Genomic DNA, 21,720 nt, shown 5'->3' with positions numbered 1-21,720 from the left:
GAAAAGCAGTGTCTAAGGTTTTCCTAGAAAGGCTTTGGGTCGCGTCATCGATTGCCTCAAATCTCGGTGATCTCGAACCGGCAGGCGGGTGCGCCCATGGCACAACATTGCGTCTCTCGCACTCTGCCCATGCCACAGAGGCGCCCGAAGAGACGGGCAAAGACCGCCGCATGCCAATGACAGAGCGGCGTATCGGACTGTGCGCCGCGCACCATCGGGTTGTCGAAAACCTCAAGAATAGGCGGTGAGGCGCGGATCACGCGGAACTCGCCCGAGCCCATGAAGGTCCATGCGTTTTTGCTGATTGCACGCACCAATATGTGCGACGATAGCTTGGGCGGCAGCGCGCGCAGCACGAATTGCGCGGCCTCGGGGATGCGATTGTTCAGGATATAGGCCCCCGTGCCACGCCCGGCGGCGGCGGCGAGGGTGGGGAAATCATCGGGCCGCGTCTGGCGCAGCATCTGGTGCACTGCGATCACATCGACTTCGTCGATCATCTCTGCGCCTGAGGGCAGGTCCGGCACGCCTGCGGCCTCAAAGAGCCGGATGCGTCCGGCTTCGCCAATGGCCTCATCGAGCACCGGGACCAACTGCAAAAGCGCGTTGGGCCCGATGCGCGCAGATTGGGGCAGGGCGGCGCCGTCAGGCATCCATCTGCTCCTTGCCACCGCCACAGGCCATGATCTCGGCGCCATTCGGCATCTTGAACGTGGCATTCCGCTCTATCGCCCGCTCCTTGCCTTGGGCGCGCAGGGCCTCGCGACGCTCGGCGGCTTTTGCGGCCTTGTCGGCGGACGCCTCCCAATCGGCCATTTGTGCCTCCGACAGGGTGCGGGTTTCGTCAAAGTTGAAATCGACCGAGTTCTTGGTCTGCGGGCCCCAATACCCGGCCTTGCCCAGATCATAGAAGGTGCGCGCAAATCCTGCCTTGGCGAAGGCCTTGAGACAGCCCAGAAGGTAGCGGCGGCGGTAGCCCGTGCCGCGCCATGGATAGTGGAAGAGCGCTTTGCGCATGTAGAAACGGCGATAGTTTTTCATCACACCATCGAGCAATTCGCCGCGCGTCAGCGCCTTTGGCTTCATGATGGGCGTGACGAAATTGTATTTGGAGAAGTCGAACACCTCGACCTTGTCTTTCAGATCCTGGAAGAGCGGCGTGAAGGGCCAGGGCGTATACATCGCCCAGTTGGCGAGATCCGGCTGCCAGTCCCATGCCATTTGGAATGTATCCTCCAGCGTCTCTGCGGTCTCGTTGTCGAGGCCCACGATGAATTGCGCCTCCACAAAGATATCGGCCTCGCGCAGAAGGCGGATCGCCTCCTTGTTCTCGGCGACGGTGGTTTCCTTGTTGAACTGGTCCAGCTTGAGCTGGGCCGCAGCCTCGGTCCCGAGGCTTACATGCACGAGGCCCGCCTTGCGGAAGAAGCTGAGCAATTCGCGGTCGCGGTAGATATCGGTCACGCGGGTGTTGATACCCCATTGGACCTTCTCGGGCAGGCCGCGCGCGATCAGCTCCTCACAGAACTGGATGAATTTCTTGCGATTGATCGTGGGTTCTTCATCGGCAAGGATGAAAAAGCCGACATCGTGGTCGTTGACGAGTTTCTCGATCTCATCGACAACCTTCTTGGGGTCGCGCACGCGGTAATCGCGCCAGAATTTCCATTGCGAGCAGAACGAACAGGTGAAGGGACAGCCCCGCGCCATATTGGGGATCGCCACCCGTTTGCCCAAGGGCACGTAGATATATTTGCCCCATTCCAGCAGCGACCAGTCCGGGTTGATCGCATCGAGATCCTTGACGGTGGAGGCGGCGGGTGTGGCGCGGATCTCATCTCCGTCGATAAAGGCGAGGCCCTTGAGGCCGCGGCGATCTGCGGGCCAGCGCCCCTCGGCGATGCAACTGATCAGGTTGAGGAAAATCTCCTCGCCCTCGCCGCGCACGATGACGTCGATCCACGGGGCTTCCGACAGAACCTGCTTATACATGAACGTGCCGTGGATGCCGCCCAGAACGGTCACCGCATCGGGCACCGCTTCGCTCGCGATTTGCAGAACCGTCTCGGCCACGTAGATCGCAGGCGTGATTGCGGTGCAGCCCACGACATCGGGTTGAAGCTCAATGAGTTTCGCGCGCAAGTCCTCATCGGAGATGTGGTTGGTCATCGCGTCGATAAAGTGGATCTCGTCAAAGCCCGCGCCCCTCAGGTGCCCCGCCAGATAGGCGACCCATGCGGGCGGCCAGTTCCCGGCGATCTCTGCGCCGCCGGAGTGATAGTTGGGGTGAACCAGAACGATGCGCATGATGATATCTCCCTGTGAGTCGCCTTTATAAATGTCAATTTAATGTGACACATTGAGTGTCAGATTAAATTGACACAGGTCAATACGGCGCTTTGAGGCGTTGCGCGGGCGCGCGCGCCGGGATAAGAAAGCCTGCAAATTCAGGAAAACACGCGGGAGAGACCATGGCGGGCCACTCAAAATGGGCGAATATTCAGCACCGTAAAGGGCGTCAGGACGCTGTGCGCTCCAAGCTCTTTTCCAAGCTGGCCAAGGAGATCACCGTGGCCGCCAAGATGGGCGACCCGGACCCCGAGAAAAACCCGCGCCTGCGCATGTCCGTGAAAGAGGCCAAATCCAATTCGGTCCCGAAGGACGTGATCGACCGCGCGATCAAGAAGGCCACGGGCGGGGATGCTGAGGATTACGAAGAGATTCGCTATGAGGGCTACGGCCCCGGCGGGGTGGCGGTGATCGTGGAGGCGATGACGGATAATCGCAACCGGACCGCATCGACCGTTCGCTCGACCTTTTCCAAACATGGCGGCAACCTTGGCGAGACGGGCAGCGTGGGGTTCATGTTCGACCGCAAGGGCGAGGTGAGCTACTCCGCCGATATAGGGGATGCCGATACGGTGATGATGGCCGCGATCGAGGCGGGCGCCGAGGATGCGGAAAGCTCCGAGGATGGCCATGTTATCTGGTGCGCGGATACCGATCTCAATGACGTCTCAACGGCCCTTGAGGCCGCACTTGGCGAGAGCGAGAACACCAAGCTTGTCTGGCGGCCCACGGTCACGACCGAGCTTGACCTTGAAGGCATGCAGAAGCTTATGAAGCTTGTCGATGCGTTGGAAGATGATGACGACGTGCAGCGCGTCACCGCCAATTTCGAAGCGTCAGACGAGGTGATGGACCAGCTCTGAGCGGTGCTGGCGTGGGGGCTTTTACACCGCCATTGCGCCGCGCGTCATACCCCCGTCACATCTCCACGCGATAGAATGCCGCAAGATGTTGATTTGATTCCGGGCTTGTCAGGCTCAGAACGCGATATATAGTCAACACAACCGGGGGCGGGATGGCCCGCCTCTGACCGTAGCAAGTGGTGCTGCATGGGGGTGTGCAATAAGGTGATGGACGCAGATTTCAGAACGGAGTTCGTGCGCGAACCGGGCGCGCTGAAGGATCATCCGGCGCTTGTGCTCAACGCAGATTACCGCCCGCTCAGCTATTATCCCCTATCTCTTTGGTCTTGGCAGGACGCCGTAAAGGCGGCCTATCTCGACCGGGTGGATATCGTGGCCGAGTATGACACGCTGGTCCACAGCCCCAGCATGCAAATCCGTATCCCGTCTGTGATTGTCCTCAAGGACTATGTGAAACCGCAACGCAAAGTGGCGTTCACCCGGTTCAACCTCTTTCTGCGCGATGAGTTTTGCTGTCAGTATTGCGGCGCGCGAGGGGATTTGACATTTGATCACGTGGTGCCGCGTGCAAGCGGCGGCATCACCAGCTGGGAGAATGTGGTCGCGGCCTGCTCCAAGTGTAATCTGCGCAAAGGCGCCAAGAGCCTCAAGCGGTCGGGTATGAGTTTGCGCAAGCCGCCTCGTGCGCCCGCCGCCGAGCAGTTGAACAATTTGGGCCGGAAATTTCCGCCCCATTACCTGCACGACAGCTGGGTCGATTTTCTCTACTGGGACGCAGAGCTTGACGCCTGAGCGATAGGCTTGCGCGGCCCCATTGGTGTTTCTATCGTCGAACGATGTATAGTGCAGACCGTGCAGCCAATTGAGGAGATTTCATGACGCACGCAGTGATCGGTGTGATCGGCAATCAATATGTGATCGAGGATCGCTATCCCGTCCATGCGGTGGGCCAGATGAATTCCGAAGCCGTCAGCGGCGCTGCGGGCTGCATGCCGGTGATGATCCCGGCGGACCCACATTTCGTGAGCGTGGATGAGCTTTTGCAGACCTGCGATGGCTTTTTGTTGACTGGTGGGCGGCCCAATGTCCACCCGGAGGAATACGGCGAGGCGGAGACTGAGGCGCATGGCGCGTTCGACCGGGCGCGCGATGCAATCGCGTTGCCACTTGTGCGCGCCTGTGTGGAGCGGGGCCAGCCCGTTTTTGGCGTGTGCCGGGGATTTCAGGAAATGAACGTTGCGATGGGTGGGTCGCTCTACCCGGAGATCCGGGATCTGCCGGGGCGCGATAATCACCGGATGCCGCCCGATGGCACGCTGGAGGAGCAATTCGCGCTGCGCCATATCGTGCGCTTTACGCCCGGCGGTATGTTTCATCGTCTGCTGGGCGCGCCCGAGGTGCTTACCAACACGCTTCACGGGCAGGGGATTAAGGACGTTGGCGCACGTGTGATTATAGACGGCCACGCGCCCGACGGCACGCCGGAGGCGCTCTATATTGATGGTGCGCCGGGCTTTGCGATGGGGGTACAATGGCACCCGGAATGGAACGCACAGAATGATCCGGTGTCGCGCCCACTTTTTGCGGCCTTTGGCGATGCGGCGCGAGCTTGGGCCAATGGCGGGCGGCGTGCATCGGAGCGTTTGAGCGCCTAGCCTGAGTGGGGCTGGCGGCTCAGGGCTGCGCGGGGATCAGCGGGCGGGCCGGGTGGCCATGGCCGCCCATATGGCTGCGCAGATCAGGGAACACATCAAACAGCTCCGCGCGGGCCTGCGGTCTCAGGGCCTTGAGCGTGCCGGGATGGGCATAGAAGCTTTCGGTCGCCAGACCTTCGGCAAAGATGATCTCATGTGCATCAAGGATCACGTGAAAATACGTGACCGAGGCGCAGGGCGCGCGGCTGATCCCCGGCTGTCCGACGAGGCGGTGCGCAGGGGCCAGCACCTCGTCATGGCCGCAGATTTGCCGGGCAAGAGGGCCGCTTAGCAACAGATGATGATTGGGTGAGACATGCAGGGCGTTATGCCCAGAGGCTGCGGCGGGTGCGATGCGGATCGGGGCGAGCGTACCGAGGCCGCAGGTTTCTCTCTGCCCGATCCAGCGAATGGTGCGCAACCCATGATCACGGGTGACGATCATATCGCCCGCGCGCAAGGCCTCGACAGGGCGGTCGCCCAATGCTGTCAGGATCTGCGTGCCTTGGGCAAAACAGACAAGGCTGGCGAGGGCGTCGTCCTGATAGGGTGTATGGCCATAAGCGCTTGGGGGCGCGGTTTGTGCGTCGAGCGGGGCCATTATAAAACCTCCGTTACAAAAGTCTGAGGTGTAAACATGGTGAAATCTTAACTTTGGCCTTTTAAGGCGGCGGACTGGTGACTGTCGGTCTAAACGCCAAGGGAAACTGTCCCCGACCTGCCCTCAAACTCTTGCAGCAGATTGCGGCGCGATTTGGATGCGCGCTGGGCAATTTTGCGGCCACTGGGGGTGGGTGTACGTTCGTGAGGTCATCCGTTGAAATCTGTGGTGGCACCCGAGCTGAGGTCACGCCGCCCGTCACACCTGCCGCATTTCGGTCCGCCATTGTATACCGTGAGCGCCGCGTAACATGTGGCAAACTATCTACTTTCCCGGCCCAACCGCTTGGCCTACACAGCAATCAGACCGCATGTCACCAAAGGCTTATTGCTGTGTTGAAATGGATCGACATTCCTCCCGTTTGGCTTCTGGCCGCCCTCGCTCTGGCGTGGGCGCAGGCGCAGTATGCATCGTTAGGGCTTGGGTTTGGTGTGGGTCTTGCAGATTTGATTGGCGGGATACTGGTCGGTGGTGGGCTTGTCCTGATCGCGCTTGCCGCGATGGAGTTTCGCCGCCAAAAAACGACCATCGTGCCGCATCTTGAGGCAGACCGTCTGATCACATCTGGGATTTTCAAACGCACGCGCAACCCGATCTATGCGGGCGATGTGCTGATCCTTGCGGGGTTGATCCTGCGCTGGGACGCGGTGCTGAGCCTGGTGCTCGTGCCGCTTTTCGTGTGGACCCTTGAGCGACGCTTCATTGTGCCGGAGGAGAACAGCCTCAGACGCAAGTTTCGCGCAGAGTTCGCGCGCTATTGCAATGAAACGCGCAGGTGGGCTTAATCACGGGCCGGGTGGCGACTCGCATGTTGGGCGCTAACCTGAAATAAGCACGGGATAGATTTTGGACGTTCGCCCACAGAACCGGGCAATGCGACGATAAATGACTGACGATACAAGATAACGGCAATGACAAGGGGGATTGACGGGTGAAGATCGGAACACCGACTGAGGTATTGGCGGGCGAGGCACGGGTCGCAATGACACCGGACTCGGCGCTTCAGCTGCAAAAGCTGGGCTATGATTGCGTGATCGAGGCCGGGGCCGGCGCAAAGGCGGGCTTCTCGGACGCAGCTTACAAAGACGCGGGCGTGTCGGTGGTCAAGACCGCCGCCGCCCTCTGGAAGGCCGCCGACATTGTCGCCAAGGTCCGCCCCCCAAGCGATGCAGAGGTCAAACGCCTGCGCGAGGGGCAGACGCTGATCTCCTTCTTCAACCCCGGTGCGAATGAAAAGCACATGGAGCAGGCGGCCAAAGCGGGCGCCACAGTGGTGGCCATGGAGATGGTCCCGCGCATCAGCCGCGCGCAAAAGATGGACGCTCTGAGCTCTATGGCCAATATCGCGGGCTACCGTGCGGTGATCGAGGCGGGCAACAACTTCGGCCGTTTCTTCACTGGGCAGATCACGGCGGCGGGCAAGGTGCCCCCGGCCAAGGTTCTGGTGGTGGGTGCGGGGGTCGCGGGTCTTGCCGCCATTGGCACGTCCACATCGTTGGGTGCGATCACATATGCGTTCGACGTGCGGCCCGAAGTGGCCGAGCAGGTTGAGAGCATGGGCGCCGAGTTTGTCTTCCTCGACTTTGAGGAAGCGCAGGCAGACGGCGCGGCAACAGGCGGCTATGCAGCCGTCTCCAGCCCTGAATTTGCCGCAGCCCAGCTTGCCAAGTTCCGTGAGCTGGCCCCCGATATTGATATCGTTATCACCACGGCCCTCATTCCCAACCGTGAAGCGCCCGAGCTTTGGACCGAGGATATGGTGAAGGCGATGAAGCCCGGCTCCGTGATCGTCGATCTGGCGGCTGAAAAGGGCGGCAACTGCAAGCTCACGGTGATGGACGAGAAGATCGTGACCGAGAATGGCGTGACCATCATTGGCTACACCGACTTCCCCAGCCGGATGGCCGCGCAATCCTCGACGCTTTATGCGACCAACATTCGTCACATGCTGGCGGACCTCACGCCTGAGAAGGACGGCGTGCCGGTGCACAACATGGAGGATGACGTGATCCGGGGCGCGACCGTGGCCCATGCGGGCGCTGTCACCTATCCGCCGCCCCCACCCAAAGTGGCCGCCATCGCGGCGCAGCCCAAGAAAGAAGCGCCCAAAGAGCTGACGGCGGCAGAAAAACGGGCCGCCGAGGTGGCCGCGTTCAAGAAGCAAACCCTTACCCAAGTGGGCCTTCTGGCCGCTGGTGGGGTCTTGGTGCTTTTGGTGGGCATGGTTGCTCCGGCCAGCTTCATGAAGCATTTCATCGTCTTCGTGCTGTCGGTTTTCATCGGCTTCCAGGTGATCTGGAACGTTGCCCATTCGCTGCACACGCCTCTGATGGCGGTCACCAATGCAATTTCGTCGATCATTATTTTGGGCGCATTGATCCAGATTGGGTCAAGTTCGTTCCTGATCACGCTTTTGTCGGCGGTGGCGATCTTCATGGCCTCGATCAATATTTTCGGCGGCTTCCTCGTGACACGGCGCATGCTCGCCATGTTCCAGAAATCGTAAGGGGGGCCTGAATAATGGACTTCGGATTTACCATTGCGGCCTATGCGGTCGCGGCTGTTCTCTTCATCCTGAGCCTCGGGGGCCTCTCGGGTCAGGAAAGTGCCAAACGGGCCGTCTGGTACGGGATCGCGGGCATGGCGCTGGCCATTCTCGCCACGATTGTTGGACCCGGTCAGGGGCTGTGGCTCATGTCGCTGGTGCTTATCGCGGCGGGCGCGGCTGTTGGTTACCAGTTGGCCACCAAGGTGCAGATGACGCAGATGCCTGAGCTTGTGGCGATCATGCACTCTCTCGTGGGGCTTGCGGCAGTGTTCGTGGGCTTTAACGCGGATCTGATGATCAATACGATGAGCGCGCTTTTCGTTGAGAATGGCGGGCAGCTGGGCGCGGTTGTCGAAGGCACGGCCTTCACCGCCGTTGGCCTGCCCGGTGCGGTCTATAATGAGCTTTCGTCCTTCGGGCAGCTTATTGCGAAGAAATCGGGCGTGGAGATCACCATCCTGCGGGTCGAGCTTGTGCTGGGCATCTGGATCGGGGCGGTGACATTCACTGGCTCCGTGATTGCTTACGGCAAGCTTGCGGGCAAGGTGGACACATCGGCCAAGCAGCTTCCGGGTGGGCATATGCTCAACGCGGGGGCGGCGGGTCTGTCGGTCGTGCTGGCGGCGATGTATCTGGGCGACAGCGGCAGCTGGACGCTGGTGCTGCTCACGCTTCTGGCTCTTTTCATCGGCTATCACCTGATCATGGGGATCGGCGGCGCGGATATGCCTGTGGTCGTGTCGATGCTCAACTCCTATTCGGGGTGGGCGGCGGCGGCGATCGGCTTCAGCCTTGGCAATGATCTTCTGATCGTTGTGGGTGCGCTGGTCGGCTCCTCCGGTGCGATCCTGAGCTACATCATGTGCAAGGCGATGAACCGTAGCTTCGTGTCTGTGATCCTCGGCGGCTTCGGCGGGGCCACGGGCGAGCAGATGGCTGTGGAAGGCGAACAGGTGGCGATTGACGCCGATGGCGTGGCCACAGCGCTCAATGAGGCCGACAGCATCGTGATCATCCCCGGGTATGGCATGGCCGTGGCGCAGGCGCAGCAGGCGGTCTCAGAGATGACCAACAAGCTGCGTGCCAAGGGCAAGACGGTCCGTTTCGCCATTCACCCGGTCGCCGGGCGTTTGCCAGGGCATATGAACGTGCTTCTGGCGGAGGCGAAAGTACCCTATGATATCGTGCTTGAAATGGACGAGATCAACGATGACTTCCCGTCCACGGATGTGGTGATCGTGATCGGGTCGAATGACATCGTGAACCCCGCGGCACAGGATGATCCCAACAGCCCCATCGCGGGGATGCCGGTTCTGGAATGCTGGAAGGCCAAGCAGGTGTTTGTCTCCAAGCGGGGGCAAGGCACAGGCTATTCCGGGATCGAAAACCCGCTCTTCTTCAAAGATAATACGCGGATGTTCTACGGCGATGCGAAGGATTCGGTCTCCAGCCTTTTGAGCCGGATCGAGTGATCCTTTGAGACAACACGGATTAAGGGCGCCTTGCGGGGCGCCCTTTTTCTGTGCAAAGCCGCCTCATCGGCCTTTGCGCGCGTCTTTGGTGGTGTTTTTTGAGTATTTTGACGAAGAAGAGCGGTATGCGGTTGTATCCGGTTAAGCCTTTGATAGCGCGATATAATCCGTTTCCATTCCCGCATCATCCCCCTATGGTGCCACAAAACTTGCCGGAGCCTAGACCATGCTGCCACTGACCGATCACCCGCTGCGTTACGCTTTGGCCAACGAGCTTCATGCGCGGCCTTTTCCATCGCTGTCGGCACCTTGCACGGCGGTGTTTCTGGCCATCAAGCAGCCCGAGCGCGCGGCGGCGCGGGACCGGGGGGCCGACCGGGCGCATCTTCTGGATCTGCTGGACCGGTTCGGGGCGGCGCATCCATCGCCAGAGGGCAATCATTACTTTGGCAAGATCGGCAAGCATTCCCTGAAATGGGAGAGCCATACCGAGTTTGTGACCTATACCGTGTTCATCGAGCATCTGCCCGAGCGGGCGTTTGACCCCAGTGATTTCGAGGTGTTTCCCGCCGAATGGCTGGAGCAGGCCCCCGGCGCGCGCATCACCTCGGCCTTGATCCGGGTGGAGACACGGGGGGCGGAAAGCACGCTGAGCCGCGCGATATCGGATTGGTTTGTGGGTGAGAGCGTGGCGGTGGCGCGGGTTCTGGATGATGCGGCGGTGGTGGCGGGGGATTTTCGCATTGATGCGGCGGGTCATTCGCGCTTTGCCGTAAGTGCGGACAAAGATATAGGCGCGCGGCGGATGGGGCGGATCGTGCAGCGCCTGTGTGAGATTGAGACCTACAAGACCATGTCGATGCTCGGCTTTGCGCGGGTGGGGGAGATGTCTGGCCGGATGGGGCGGATTGACGGGGAACTCACCCGTCTGATTGCGGAGATGAGCAGCGGGGAGCATCCGCCGGAGGATACGCTCAAGGGGCTTTTGAAGGTCTCGGCGGAGCTTGAGGCGATGGTCTCGGACGCGTCTTTCCGGTTTTCGGCGACCCATGCCTATGAGGGAATCGTGACCCAGAGGATCGAAGTGCTCCGTGAGGAAAGGTTCGAGGGACGGCAGACATTCGAGGAATTCATGTCACGGCGCTATACGCCTGCGATGCGGACCGTCTCCAGCACCGAGGCGCGGCTCAGGGCGATGGCGGACCGGGCGATGCGGGCGGGGGACCTTTTGCGCACGCGGGTGGATGTGGAACGCTCGGCGCAGAATCAGGCCTTGCTGGAGAGTATGGACCGGCGCGCGGATGCGCAGCTGCGCCTGCAACGCACGGTCGAGGGGCTGTCGGTTGTCGCCATCAGCTATTATGCGGTGTCGCTCGCGGTCTATCTCTTGGACCCGGCAGCGGTCGCGATGGGGGTCAGCAAGGGCTTGGTGACGGCGGGGGTGACCTTGCCTATTATCGGTCTTGTCTGGTGGGCGATCCGGCGGGTGCGCAAGCACCTCGAGTGACGGGCTGGAGCATGTCGCGTCCAATTGAATCCAGTTAAACGCGACACGCTCTAGGGCGCGCCGCGCGGATCGGCCAGATCGCGCAGGCTGTCGCCCAGCACAGTGACACAAAGCACCACAGCCGTGATCATCGCCCCCGGCCAAAGCGCGCGGCCCGGGTGGCTGGCGAGGCTTTCGGTGCCATCAAAAAGCATCCGCCCCCATGTGGGAAAATCGGGCGGAAAGCCGAGGCCAAGAAAGCTGAGCGCGCTTTCGGTGAGGATGGCCGCCGCGACGCCGAGGCTGGCCGACACGGTGAGCGCCGAGGCGACATTGGGCAGGATATGCCGCATGGCCATGGCGCCGCGCCGTGTGCCGCTGGCGCGGGCGGCGGTGATGAAATCCCGGCTCATCAGCGCCATGACATCGCCGCGCAGGATACGGGCCGTGCCCATCCAGCTGGTCGCACCAATCGCGCCGGTGATGAGGATGAAAATCCCGATCTCGGGGCCGAACGCCGCGCTGAGTGGTGCGCGAAAGAGCATCACGGCGATTAAGAGGAGCGGCAGCAGCGGCAGCGCGAGAAAGAGATCAGTGAGCCGCATCAAGGGCCCGTCGAGCCAGCGCACCATGCCCGCCGCCACCCCGACAGCCGCGCCAATTGCCACGCTCAAGATCATCGCGGCCAGCCCGACCGCGAGCGAAACACGCCCGCCCGCCAAGAGCCGTGCGAACATATCGCGGCCCAGCTGATCCGTGCCTAAAGGGTGCGCGAGGCTGCTGCCTTGGTTGCGGGCGGAGAGGTTTATCGCTCCGGCCTCCAGTGGCCAAAGGAGCGGACCGAGAAGCACGGCCAAGGCGATAAGGCCCAGCCCCCACAGAGCGATGCGCGCGCCCCTAAAGCGTTTCGCGAAAAGCTGTGATGCAGGTTTTTCGCGAAACGCTTTAGTCATAGCGGATACGCGGGTCGAGCCAGCCATAAGCGAGATCGGCCAGAAGGTTGAACACCACGATGAGCGTAGCCAGAACCATGGTGATGGCCATGATGGTGGGAATATCCGTGGCCTGAACCGAGCTGACCAGAAGCGCGCCTATGCCGTTCACACCGAAAATCTGTTCGGTCACGATCGCGCCCGCGAAGATTTGCGGCGCGCCCACCGCCACGATGCTGATCACTGGAATAAGCGAATTACGCAAGCCATGAGCCCTCAGCACCCGTCCCTCAGGCGCGCCGCGTGCGCGCGCGGCAGTGATATAATCCTGCCCCAGCGCGTCGAGCATGGCGGCGCGCATATAACGGCTGATCTGGGCCGTTGTCTGTAGGCTGAGCACGAGGACGGGCAGGGCCATCTGCCGCATCTGCGCCAGAAGGCTGTCCCAGTCGCGCACCACGAGGGTGGTGTCATAGACGGACGGGAGCCAGCCCAGCGTGATCGCGAAAAGCCAGATCAGCACCGCGCCCGAGAAAAACGGCGGCACCGCATAGCCCAGCATGGCCGCCCCTGTGGCCGCCCGGTCAAACGCGCCACCGCGCCGATAGGCGGACCAGACGCCCAGCGGGATCGCCACAAGCACCCCGATCACATAAGCCAGTCCAACCACGATGAGGGTTTGCGGCAACCGCTCGCCCAGAAGGGTCATCACCGGCGCGCGGGTTTGCCAGCTAAGCAGGCGGGGCGCGCCCTCCGAGAGTGCGGTGCCGAAGAGCGCGTCGATGCCCACCATCGGCTCCACCACGGCAAGCTGGGTGAGCCAGCGGATATAGCGGATATGCGCGGCCTCGCCGAGCCCCAGCGCCTCACGCATCTGCGCGCGCACCTCGGCCGAGATGGTTTGCGGCAGCTGCGCCATCGGATCACCCGGCGCAAGCTCCAGCAACGCGAACACCACCAGCGAGATTGCCAGAAGCGTGGGCAGCGCAAAGAAGAGGCGGCGGGCAGTATAGCGAAGCATCATAACGCCTTGACTGGACACGCGCAGCCTAGGCATGTGCGCGCGCCTTGGCAAACCACTCTAGCCGGGCAGGCGGGTCCAATCCGCGATATTCCAAAGCTCGCTGTCCCATGCGTTGGCCTCAACCCCGCCAAGGCTCAGCGTGTGGGCCGAGACGCGACCCCGGTCCACCAAAGGCAACACCACATGGTTTTGCACCAGCATATCGTTCATGCGGCGGGCAAGGGCCGCGCGCGCCTCAAGGCCGCCCGTTGCGGACAACTCCTCGCCGAGCGCGTCAAACGCCGGATCGCACCAGCGGCTGATATTGGCCCCCTGCCATTGGTTCTCAGGCGAGGGCGCGCGTCCGCAGAACCACGTGCTCAGATATCCTTCTGGGTCCGTGCCATCGGAGGCGCCTGCAAACATTTGCACATCGGCGTAGAATTTCTGGAACGTGTCCGGGCTACTGGGATCAGCGCCAAAAAAGACCGAAGGCTCGATATTACGCAGCTCCGTTTCTACGCCGATCTGACGCCACCATTCCTTGATCAACACCTGAAAATCCTGGCGCACGGCGTTGGTGGAAGTCTGCAAAACAAGGCTGAGCGCGCGGCCCTCCTTGTCGCGCACACCGTCACCATCGCTATCGGTCCAGCCCGCCTGATCGAGCGCTGCGCGCGCCCCGTCGAGATCTTGCGCGAGGCAATCCTCATTGGCATCCGACGCAAAGGCGGGCGGTGCAGGGATGATATTGCAGGTGGTGCGGCCCGACGCGCCATAGCCGATCTCGACCATCACGGGCCGGTCCAGCGCCATCGCGAGCGCGCGACGCACGGCCCCGTCGCTCAGCACCGGATGGGGATGGGCAACGGTCGAGCGGGCCTCGCCGAGCGCGGGATCGGGATCGCTGAGGTTGAACGCCAGCCGCTCCACCAGCGTGCTGAACGCGGCGGTGATACGGCCGGTGCCGCGCGCCTCCATGGCACTGAGCATCTCCGGGCGCAGTTGCAGATTCCACGCATAGTCAAACTCACCGGTCTCCAGAACGGTGCGCGCCGCCGCCGCCGGGGTGCCGCCGCCCTTGAACGTGACATCCGCAAAGGCGGGCTTGCCCGGCTCGCGGTATCCCGGATTGGCCACGAATTGCACCGCATCGCCGGGGCGGAAATCCACGACTTTGAAGGGGCCGGTGCCGATCGGTGCGAAATTGGCCTCGGTGCAGCCGGGGGCTGCTGGGCCCAGACAGGCGCTGAATTGCGCGGCTTGCAGGATAGGCGCTTGTGGTCCGACGAAGGGGCCATAAGGGTTGGGCCGGGCGGCGTCGAAGGTCACACGTGCGGTGCGCGGGTCGAGCACGTCCACATCCACCACCCCGCGAAACTTATCTGCCTGTGAACACCCGCCGCCTGGGGCGGTGCAATAGGCATGGGTGAAGCGAATATCTTCCGCTGTGACCGCACTGCCATCGGACCATGTGAGGCCCGCCTTCAACCGCCATGTGATGCTGCGCTGATCCGGGCTGACCCCACCATTGGCGATTGTGGGGATTTCCTCTGCGAGCCAAGGCCGCATCATCCCGTCCGGGCCATAGCGCGCAAGAGGCTCCAACACGAGGCTCGCGGCCTCGATATCCTTGATCCCGCCGCTGAGATACGGGTTCAGGATTGTCGGGGCCTGCCAGTAGAGGATTTTGAGTGTGCCGTCGCGCCCTTGTTCGGATGCAGGCGCAGGACCCGCCAGCGCGGTAAGTGTGGCGGAAAATACGCAAAGGGAGCGTAGGAGCATTACAAATAATCCATCTTTAACAATACAGGTCCAGACGCATCACGCGAAAACGAGGCTCAGGCGACGACACAAGAGCCTCAGTCATGGCGATGCTAGCGTAGGCTAAACTTAAGCAAAACTATATTAAAATGATAGTTTGTTTTGTTTTTATTGAATTTTTATTCATCCACCGGGTTTGACATCGCCCGCACGCTCGGCCTAACCTGATGGATAATCCCTTGTTTTTAAGGTTCTGGACGTGCCCGATCAGGCTCTTTTAACCTTGCGCGATCTGAGCCTGCGCTATGGTGCAGGGCTGCATGTGCTGCGTGGTGTGTCATTGGAGATTGGGGCGGGCGAGATGCTTTCGCTGATCGGTCCGTCGGGGGCGGGGAAATCAGCGCTGTCGCGGGCGATTTTGCGGCTGGACGAGACGCGCGGGGCGCAGGTAACCGCAGGTCGCGCGCTCTGGGACGGGCGCGATATAGCCGAGATGAGTGCGGCTGACCTGCGCGTGCTGCGGGGTGGTGATGTGGGCATGGTGTTTCAGGACGCGAGTGCGGCTTTGAACCCGGTGCTGCGCATAGGGGCGCAGATCCGCGAGGCGCTGCACCTGCATGGCGGCCTGCGTGGGCGGGCGGCGCAGACGCGGGCCGAGAGTCTTCTGGCCGAGTGTCAGGTGCCTGATCCAAAAGTGATAATGGCGCAATACCCCCATCAGCTTTCGGGCGGACTGCGGCAGCGAGTGATGATCGCCATCGCGCTTGCAGGAGCCCCGCGCCTTCTCATCGCGGATGAGCCGACCAGCGCGCTGGATGCCAGCCTGCGCGCGGCGCTGCTGGCGCTCTTGGGCCGCCTGCGACGCGAAAAGGGTTTGGCGCTTTTGTTTGTGACCCATGACATGGCGGCGGCGCAACGGATGGGCGGGAATGTGGCGGTTCTGGACGCGGGCCGGGTGGTGGAGACGGGGCCGGTCGATACGGTTTTGGCACGGCCCGCTCATGCCAAAACTCGCGCGCTTGTCGACGCGATGCCGGGGCGCGCATATGGGCTGGGCGCGCCGCCGCTGGGCGCGGGCGCGCTGTCGGTGCGCGGGCTGGCTGTGCGCTATCCTGCTGGGACGGGGATTTTACATGGGGGCATGGGCGGGCGTAGGTGCCTCTGGGCCGCGCATGACGTGAGCTTTGATATCGCGCGCGGTGAGACGCTGGCCCTTGTCGGCGAATCGGGGAGCGGGAAATCCTCGGTCGCGCGGGCCATTTTGCGGCTTGGCCCGGTATCGGGGGGGTGCGTTGAGCTTGAGGGCCGCGACATTTTGGGCCTTGGTGCTCGCGCTCTTCACACGGCACGTGCCCAGATGCAGATGGTGTTTCAGGACCCGATGGGAAGTCTTGATCCACGCCGCACGCTGGCGGCCCAAGTGGCCGAGCCTTTGCAAAATTATGGCCACCTTGCGGACAATGCCACGATCGCAAGCCTTTTTGCGCAAGTGGACCTGCCCCCTGATCTCATGGCGCGCTATCCGCACCAAGCCTCCGGTGGGCAGCGCCAGCGCGTCGCCATTGCGCGCGCACTGGCTCTGGAGCCCGCGCTTATCGTGGCGGATGAGGCCGTGTCCGCCCTTGATACGCATGTGCAGGGTGAGGTTTTGCACCTTATGCAGCGCCTGCAAAAGCGCCTTGGGCTGGCCTATCTCTTCATCAGCCACGATCTGGCCGTGGTCAGCCAGATCGCCCACCGGATCGCGGTGATGACGGAAGGGCGCATCGTGGAAATCGGCCCGGCGGAGCGTGTGTTGAACGCGCCCCAGCACGCTTATACCAAGCGCCTTCTGGCCGCGAGCGCGCTTGACGCCACCCCCGCCCCACCGGGCAGCGCGCCCACCCTGCCGCGCGGCCAAAGCCCCGCCGCGCCAGTTTACAAGCAGCCCGCGCCCGGCCATCTTGTAGCAACGGATTAAAGGAGCCGCCCCATGCCCGTCAAAAACCGATTTGCCGAACTCCACGACGCTATCACCGCATGGCGGCGCGATATTCACACGCATCCTGAGCTTCTATTTGACACGCACCGCACGGGCGCTCTGGTCGCGGATAAGCTGCGTGGCTTTGGCTGCGACAGGGTTGTGACGGGCCTCGCACAGACCGGTGTAGTGGGCGTGATCCATGGCAAAAACGGCGGTGCGGGCCGTGTGATCGGCCTGCGCGCGGATATGGACGCCCTGCCGATTGAGGAGGCGACAGGGGCGACGTATGCCTCGACCACGCCCGGTGTGATGCATGCCTGCGGGCATGATGGGCACACCGCGATGCTTCTGGGGGCCGCGCAATATCTGGCCGAGACGCGCAATTTCTCCGGCACTGTTGTGGTGATATTTCAACCCGCCGAGGAGGGTGGCGGCGGTGCGAAAGTCATGTGTGACGCGGGGCTTATGACCGATTTCGGGATTGAGGAGGTCTACGGCATGCACAATTGGCCCGGTATGCCAGCGGGCAGTTTCGCCATCCGTCCAGGGCCGTTCTTTGCCGCGACGGATGTGTTTGAGATCGCCATCACTGGGCGCGGCGGGCATGCGGCCAAGCCCCACACCACGGTCGATCCCATCGTGATGTCGGCACAGCTCATCACCATGCTGCAAACGATTGCCAGCCGCAGCGCCGATCCGACGGAGGAGATTGTCGTCTCCGTCACCTCGATCGAGAGCAGCTCAAAGGCCTATAACGTTATCCCGGGCAGCGTTCTGCTCAAAGGCACGGTGCGCACGCTGAGCGCGGAAATGCGCGATCTGGCCGAGGCGCGGATGGGTGCGATTTGTGCCCATATCGGGGCTGCGATGGGGGGCGAGGCGGGGCTGGATTACAATCGCAACTACCCCGTCATGGTGAACCACCCCGAGCAGACGGCGTTTGTGGCCGATGTGGCGCGGTCCGTCTCAGGCGCATGTGCCGAGGCGCCTTTGGTCATGGGGGGCGAGGATTTCGCGTATATGCTGGAGGAGCGTCCGGGCGCTTATATTCTCGTCGGAAATGGTGATACGGCGAATGTGCATAATGCCGAGTATGACTTCAATGACGACGTGATTCCAATGGGTTGTAGCTGGTGGGCAGAGCTGGTTGAGCGGCGTTTGCCCGCCTGATCAAGGCCCTGACCAAGGCCCCGATCAAGGTTCGGACCAGAGCGCGTCATAAACATCGTTGATCGCGTCCGCTTCCGCCTCGACGCTAAAGGAGGTCTCGGCATCCGCGCGCGCGGCGCGGGCCATTTTGGCATGACGTGCTGGGTCGTCCATCAGCGCGCTCAGCGTTTCGGCCACACCTTCTGAGAGGTCTGGATCAACGATCAGCCCGGCGCGCCCTTGGCCCGAGAATTGTCGGTAAGCCCCTGCATCGCTCGCCACAAACGGTACGCCGCTCGCCATGCCTTCCAGCGGTGCCATCCCATACCCCTCATAGCGCGGCAGCTGCACCACGGCCCCAAGGCCGCGCAGCAAGGCTGGCAGCGCCTCGGGCGCAATTTCACCGGGAAAGAGGATGCGATCTTGCAGCTGCGCCATCACGATTTGATCCTTAAGCCCCTGCAAAAATGCAGTATCCGCACTGCCTGCGCGCCCGATCACGAGGGCTGTCGCCTCGGGCCGCATCGGCAGCAGGTGCAGCATCGCCTCGACAAAGCGGTCTGTGCCCTTTTCCGGTCGGATACGGCCAATCGTGGCGATGCCAAACCGGCCGGGATATCCGGTCTCAAGCCATGCTTCGGCGCGGTTGCTCGCCGGATAAAACTGCTCTGTATCAACGCCATGCGGGACAACGGCGCGGATATGCGGGACAAAGCCCGCCGCTGCCGCGCTGGTCGCGATCACAGCATCCATGCGCGAGATGAGCCAGCGGGGAAAGGCCGAGTGCCGCCGCTGCGCCGCTGAGGTGAACACGATCTTGATCGGCAGGCGCAGCACATCGCGCGCCCAGAGGGCTGCGCGCATTTCGGTGTTGCGCCGCACATGCCAGATTGTGAACCGCTCAGACGCTGTGCGGCTGGCTGCTCGGGCCTGCCGCACTGTGATGGGTGCGGGGCATCCGGGCAGGGGATAGCCGCAGAGCGCCACGTCGAGCCCTTGGGCCTGCGCGCGCAGCACGCCCGCAGCGGTGGCCGAGACACCAGTGAAATTTCGGTTGAAATTGGTGACGATCACATCCGTCATGGCGGGGGCGCAAGCTCCAGCGCGGCGCAGAGATCGCGGGCCATGTGCCCCAGCGCATCTGCCTGTATGGCGGCAAAACTTGTGCTGGCGCTTTGCAGATTTTTCAGTGCGTCGGCGCTGCTCAGAAGCCTGCCAACGGCCTGCGCCAGCGCCCCTGCATCCTGCACTTCCATCGCCGCCTTGGCTCGGTGCAATTCTGCGTAAACCCCTATGAAATTGGCATAAAGCGGGCCGTGCAGGATGGCTGCGCCGCAATGCGCTGGCTCATACGGGTTGTGCCCACCCACGGGGGTGAAGGAGCCGCCCAAGCAGACAATCGGGCTTAGTCGATACCAAAGCCCGGTTTCGCCCAGAGTGTCGGCCAGAAAGACCGCCTCCTCCGCGCCCGGCATCGCACCAAGGCTGCGCCGTGCGGTCTGCATCCCCCGATCCGCGATCAATCGGGCGATATTGCCACCACGTTCGGGATGGCGGGGCACAAGGATGAGCAGGAGATCCGGATGCGCGGCCAAAAGGGCGGCGTGGGCGCGCAGCGCAATCTCCTCCTCGCCGGGGTGGGACGAGCTGAACACCCAAAGCGGGCGATGCGAGAGCCCGCCCTGCATGGCGCTGAGCGCGTTCTCATCCACCGGCAGAGGGGCTGCAAAGGACTTGAGGTTCTGGCCCATCTTGGCGTGTTTCAGGCCCAGTCCGCGCAAATGTCGCTCGGTGCGCGCGTCTTGCGTGTGGATCATCCGGAAGAGGCCCATGAGGCTGCGCGCCGTGCCTGCCGCCCGCGTCCAATTGCGCGCGGAGCGGTCCGAGATACGGGCATTTATCAGCGCCAGCGGCACCCCTCGCGCCGCCGCACTGCGCAGCATATTGGGCCAAAGCTCGCTCTCGACGAACACGCCCGCATCGGGGCGCCAGTGATTCAGAAACCGCGCCATGGCGCGTGCGCTGTCGAGCGGGGCGAACTGATGCTGGGTGCGCGTGGGCAGGCGGCGTGCGACAATCTCGGCAGAGGTTGCCGTGCCGGAGGTGAGCAGGAAATGCACGTCCGGCAGGGCGCTCCCCATCTCCTCGATCAAGCGCAGCACTGACAGGCTTTCGCCCACGGAGGCCGCGTGAAACCATATCAGCCGCCCTGCGGGTCGCGGCAGGCCGGGATGGCCCATCCGTTCGGAAAAGCGTTCCGGATCAATGCTGTGACTGCGCAGCTTTGTCTTGATGCGGGTATAGGCCAGCGGGGCAAGTGCGGTGGCCAGCCCGCCATAAATGCGCAACAAAAGCGTCGGCCGCGCTAGAGCGGACATCAGCCGCCCGTATGGCTCATATGGCGGGTGACGCGGCCATCGACCGTTTGCCGCGAATAGTCGAAATCATGGCCCTTGGGCTTGCGCGAGATCGCCTCGCGGATCGCGTCCTCCAAGGGGGCCGTATCGGCGGGGTAGTTGCGCAAAGGCGCGCGCAGGTCGGCCATATCCTCTTGGCCGAGGCACATGAAAAGCTCGCCGGTGCAGGTGAGGCGCACGCGGTTGCAGCTTTCGCAGAAATTATGCGTGAGAGGCGTGATAAAGCCGATCTTCTGCCCGGTTTCTTCCAACCGGACGTATCGCGCGGGCCCGCCCGTGCGTTCTGGCAGGTCGGTGAGGGTGTAGTGCTCGCCCAGCGTGCGCCGCAGATCCGACAGCCGCCAGTATTGATCCAGACGGTCCTCATTCCCAATATCGCCCATCGGCATGACTTCTATCCAAGTGAGGTCCATGTCGCGCTCAGCGCACCATTCGGTGATGGTGAAAAGCTCCGCCTCGTTGAAATCCTTGAGGGCCACGGCGTTGATCTTGACCCGCATTCCGGCTTTTTGCGCCGCATCAATCCCGCGCAGCACCTGCGGAAGGCGGCCCCAGCGGGTGATATCTGCGAATTTTTGCTCATCCAACGTGTCAAGCGAGACGTTGATCCGGCGCACGCCAGCGGCGTAGAGATCATCTGCAAACCGCTCTAGCTGACTGCCATTGGTGGTCAGGGTTAGCTCCTTCAGGGCGCCGCTTTCCAGATGCCGCGACATGGCGTTGAAAAACGTCATAATCTCGCGCCGCACAAGGGGTTCGCCTCCGGTAATGCGCAGCTTTTCCACGCCAAGCCCGACGAATGTGCTGCACATGCGGTCCAACTCCTCCAGCGTCAGAAGCTCCTTTTTCGGCAGGAACGTCATGTTTTCGGACATGCAATAGACGCAGCGAAAATCGCAGCGGTCTGTCACGGAGACGCGCAGATAGCTGATCGCGCGCTGGAAAGGGTCAATCAATGGGACTGTCATGAGAATTAAGGTATGCGCCGGGGCGCGGTCTCGCAAGTATGATCTTGTGATTGCGATGCCTGATTTGGCGGCTTAAAGCGTTTTGAAAGAAACAGTACCGCAGGTTTTTCTCGAAACGCTTTAGTCGGGCATTTATGAAATGCATATCGCTTTTGACCCCGCCTCGGACCGCGCAAAGGCGCAAGAGACTGCGGGCAGCGTCGAGATTGGGCGGACCATTGCCTCGCTCGGGGCGGCGACAGAGCCGGGTTTCTGGATGAAGACGCGCTTTGTTGATGTGCCTACAAAGGGGGCGCGCTGTTTATATGGTGAAGGGCAGGTTGGTGAGTGTAGATCTCATTCCGCTCAGCCCCCTGCAACGGCATGCAGCCAGATGTCTCTGGCGGCGCTGCGCCTTGTGGAGGCCCCTCTGACCGGGCTGCCAGATATGCAGGTTTTCAAGACGCGCTGA

General features: G+C 62.3%; 19 protein-coding genes. 10 read left to right on the top strand and 9 right to left on the bottom strand.

What is annotated here, in order from left to right; genetic code table 11:
- Nucleotides 1-56: 56 nt before the first annotated feature.
- Nucleotides 57-653, bottom strand: a complete 597-nt coding sequence (gene bchJ / locus KUD11_RS13625; RefSeq protein ID WP_109384184.1) for a bacteriochlorophyll 4-vinyl reductase — start codon at nt 651-653, stop codon at nt 57-59.
- The gene (gene bchE, locus KUD11_RS13620) at nt 646-2,307 is read right to left on the bottom strand and encodes a magnesium-protoporphyrin IX monomethyl ester anaerobic oxidative cyclase (RefSeq protein WP_109384185.1); all 1,662 of its coding nucleotides are present in this window, start codon (nt 2,305-2,307) and stop codon (nt 646-648) included. Before bchE ends, bchJ begins: the two co-directional genes overlap by 8 nt.
- Before the next feature lie 164 nt (nt 2,308-2,471).
- Here bchE and KUD11_RS13615 point away from each other — a divergent pair, with 164 nt between their 5' ends.
- The 3 genes from KUD11_RS13615 (at nt 2,472) to KUD11_RS13605 (ending at nt 4,867) form a co-directional block, all read left to right on the top strand.
- Nucleotides 2,472-3,212: a YebC/PmpR family DNA-binding transcriptional regulator gene (locus KUD11_RS13615; protein ID WP_109384186.1), complete on the top strand. Its 741-nt coding sequence runs from the start codon at nt 2,472-2,474 to the stop codon at nt 3,210-3,212.
- Between the two features lie 207 nt (nt 3,213-3,419).
- Nucleotides 3,420-4,004, top strand: coding sequence for an HNH endonuclease (locus KUD11_RS13610; RefSeq protein WP_109387783.1), 585 nt, complete (start codon nt 3,420-3,422; stop codon nt 4,002-4,004).
- 83 nt (nt 4,005-4,087) lie between these two features.
- Complete coding sequence (locus tag KUD11_RS13605) at nt 4,088-4,867, top strand: gamma-glutamyl-gamma-aminobutyrate hydrolase family protein (protein ID WP_109384187.1); 780 nt, start codon at nt 4,088-4,090, stop codon at nt 4,865-4,867.
- Between the two features lie 19 nt (nt 4,868-4,886).
- Here the strand turns inward: KUD11_RS13605 and KUD11_RS13600 are convergent, their stop codons facing one another.
- On the bottom strand, nt 4,887-5,507 hold the full coding sequence (locus KUD11_RS13600; RefSeq protein ID WP_109384188.1) for a Hint domain-containing protein: 621 nt from the start codon (nt 5,505-5,507) through the stop codon (nt 4,887-4,889).
- A gap of 395 nt (nt 5,508-5,902) precedes the next feature.
- On the opposite strand from KUD11_RS13600, the gene KUD11_RS13595 reads away from it, so the two are divergent.
- The 4 genes from KUD11_RS13595 (at nt 5,903) to KUD11_RS13580 (ending at nt 11,094) form a co-directional block, all read left to right on the top strand.
- Nucleotides 5,903-6,352, top strand: coding sequence for a methyltransferase family protein (locus KUD11_RS13595; RefSeq protein ID WP_109387785.1), 450 nt, complete (start codon nt 5,903-5,905; stop codon nt 6,350-6,352).
- A gap of 146 nt (nt 6,353-6,498) precedes the next feature.
- The gene (locus KUD11_RS13590) at nt 6,499-8,073 is read left to right on the top strand and encodes a Re/Si-specific NAD(P)(+) transhydrogenase subunit alpha (protein ID WP_109384189.1); all 1,575 of its coding nucleotides are present in this window, start codon (nt 6,499-6,501) and stop codon (nt 8,071-8,073) included.
- A gap of 14 nt (nt 8,074-8,087) precedes the next feature.
- Nucleotides 8,088-9,587: an NAD(P)(+) transhydrogenase (Re/Si-specific) subunit beta gene (locus KUD11_RS13585; protein WP_109384190.1), complete on the top strand. Its 1,500-nt coding sequence runs from the start codon at nt 8,088-8,090 to the stop codon at nt 9,585-9,587.
- A 226-nt stretch (nt 9,588-9,813) separates the two neighbouring features.
- On the top strand, nt 9,814-11,094 hold the full coding sequence (locus KUD11_RS13580; protein ID WP_109384191.1) for a DUF3422 family protein: 1,281 nt from the start codon (nt 9,814-9,816) through the stop codon (nt 11,092-11,094).
- Nucleotides 11,095-11,144: 50 nt separating this feature from the next.
- On the opposite strand, the gene KUD11_RS13575 is transcribed toward KUD11_RS13580, so the two are convergent.
- The 3 genes from KUD11_RS13575 to KUD11_RS13565 are packed head-to-tail and all read right to left on the bottom strand — an operon-like array spanning nt 11,145 to nt 14,793.
- Nucleotides 11,145-12,026, bottom strand: coding sequence for an ABC transporter permease (locus tag KUD11_RS13575; RefSeq protein ID WP_224380249.1), 882 nt, complete (start codon nt 12,024-12,026; stop codon nt 11,145-11,147).
- Nucleotides 12,019-13,026: an ABC transporter permease gene (locus tag KUD11_RS13570; RefSeq protein WP_109387787.1), complete on the bottom strand. Its 1,008-nt coding sequence runs from the start codon at nt 13,024-13,026 to the stop codon at nt 12,019-12,021. Before KUD11_RS13570 ends, KUD11_RS13575 begins: the two co-directional genes overlap by 8 nt.
- Before the next feature lie 60 nt (nt 13,027-13,086).
- The gene (locus KUD11_RS13565) at nt 13,087-14,793 is read right to left on the bottom strand and encodes a peptide ABC transporter substrate-binding protein (RefSeq protein ID WP_109384193.1); all 1,707 of its coding nucleotides are present in this window, start codon (nt 14,791-14,793) and stop codon (nt 13,087-13,089) included.
- Between the two features lie 238 nt (nt 14,794-15,031).
- On the opposite strand from KUD11_RS13565, the gene KUD11_RS13560 reads away from it, so the two are divergent.
- On the top strand, nt 15,032-16,732 hold the full coding sequence (locus tag KUD11_RS13560) for a dipeptide ABC transporter ATP-binding protein (protein ID WP_109384194.1): 1,701 nt from the start codon (nt 15,032-15,034) through the stop codon (nt 16,730-16,732).
- A gap of 12 nt (nt 16,733-16,744) precedes the next feature.
- A complete protein-coding gene (locus KUD11_RS13555; protein ID WP_109384195.1) occupies nt 16,745-17,905 on the top strand; it encodes a M20 aminoacylase family protein in 1,161 nt (386 codons plus the stop codon).
- 24 nt (nt 17,906-17,929) lie between these two features.
- Here KUD11_RS13555 and KUD11_RS13550 read toward each other — a convergent pair whose 3' ends face one another.
- The 3 genes from KUD11_RS13550 to moaA are packed head-to-tail and all read right to left on the bottom strand — an operon-like array spanning nt 17,930 to nt 21,269.
- On the bottom strand, nt 17,930-18,967 hold the full coding sequence (locus KUD11_RS13550; protein WP_109384196.1) for a glycosyltransferase family 4 protein: 1,038 nt from the start codon (nt 18,965-18,967) through the stop codon (nt 17,930-17,932).
- A complete protein-coding gene (locus tag KUD11_RS13545; protein ID WP_109384197.1) occupies nt 18,964-20,262 on the bottom strand; it encodes a 3-deoxy-D-manno-octulosonic acid transferase in 1,299 nt (432 codons plus the stop codon). Before KUD11_RS13545 ends, KUD11_RS13550 begins: the two co-directional genes overlap by 4 nt.
- Nucleotides 20,262-21,269, bottom strand: a complete 1,008-nt coding sequence (gene moaA, locus KUD11_RS13540) for a GTP 3',8-cyclase MoaA (RefSeq protein ID WP_109384198.1) — start codon at nt 21,267-21,269, stop codon at nt 20,262-20,264. The genes KUD11_RS13545 and moaA overlap by 1 nt, the downstream gene beginning before the upstream one ends.
- Nucleotides 21,270-21,408: 139 nt before the next feature.
- On the opposite strand from moaA, the gene KUD11_RS13535 reads away from it, so the two are divergent.
- The gene (locus tag KUD11_RS13535; RefSeq protein ID WP_109384199.1) at nt 21,409-21,720 is read left to right on the top strand and encodes a hypothetical protein; all 312 of its coding nucleotides are present in this window, start codon (nt 21,409-21,411) and stop codon (nt 21,718-21,720) included.

The sequence above is a fragment of the Roseovarius carneus genome, assembly GCF_020141465.1.
Lineage (GTDB): Bacteria > Pseudomonadota > Alphaproteobacteria > Rhodobacterales > Rhodobacteraceae > Roseovarius > Roseovarius carneus.
The sequence above is the reverse complement of the archived record's forward strand: the minus strand, read 5'-3'. Positions and strand labels throughout refer to the sequence as shown.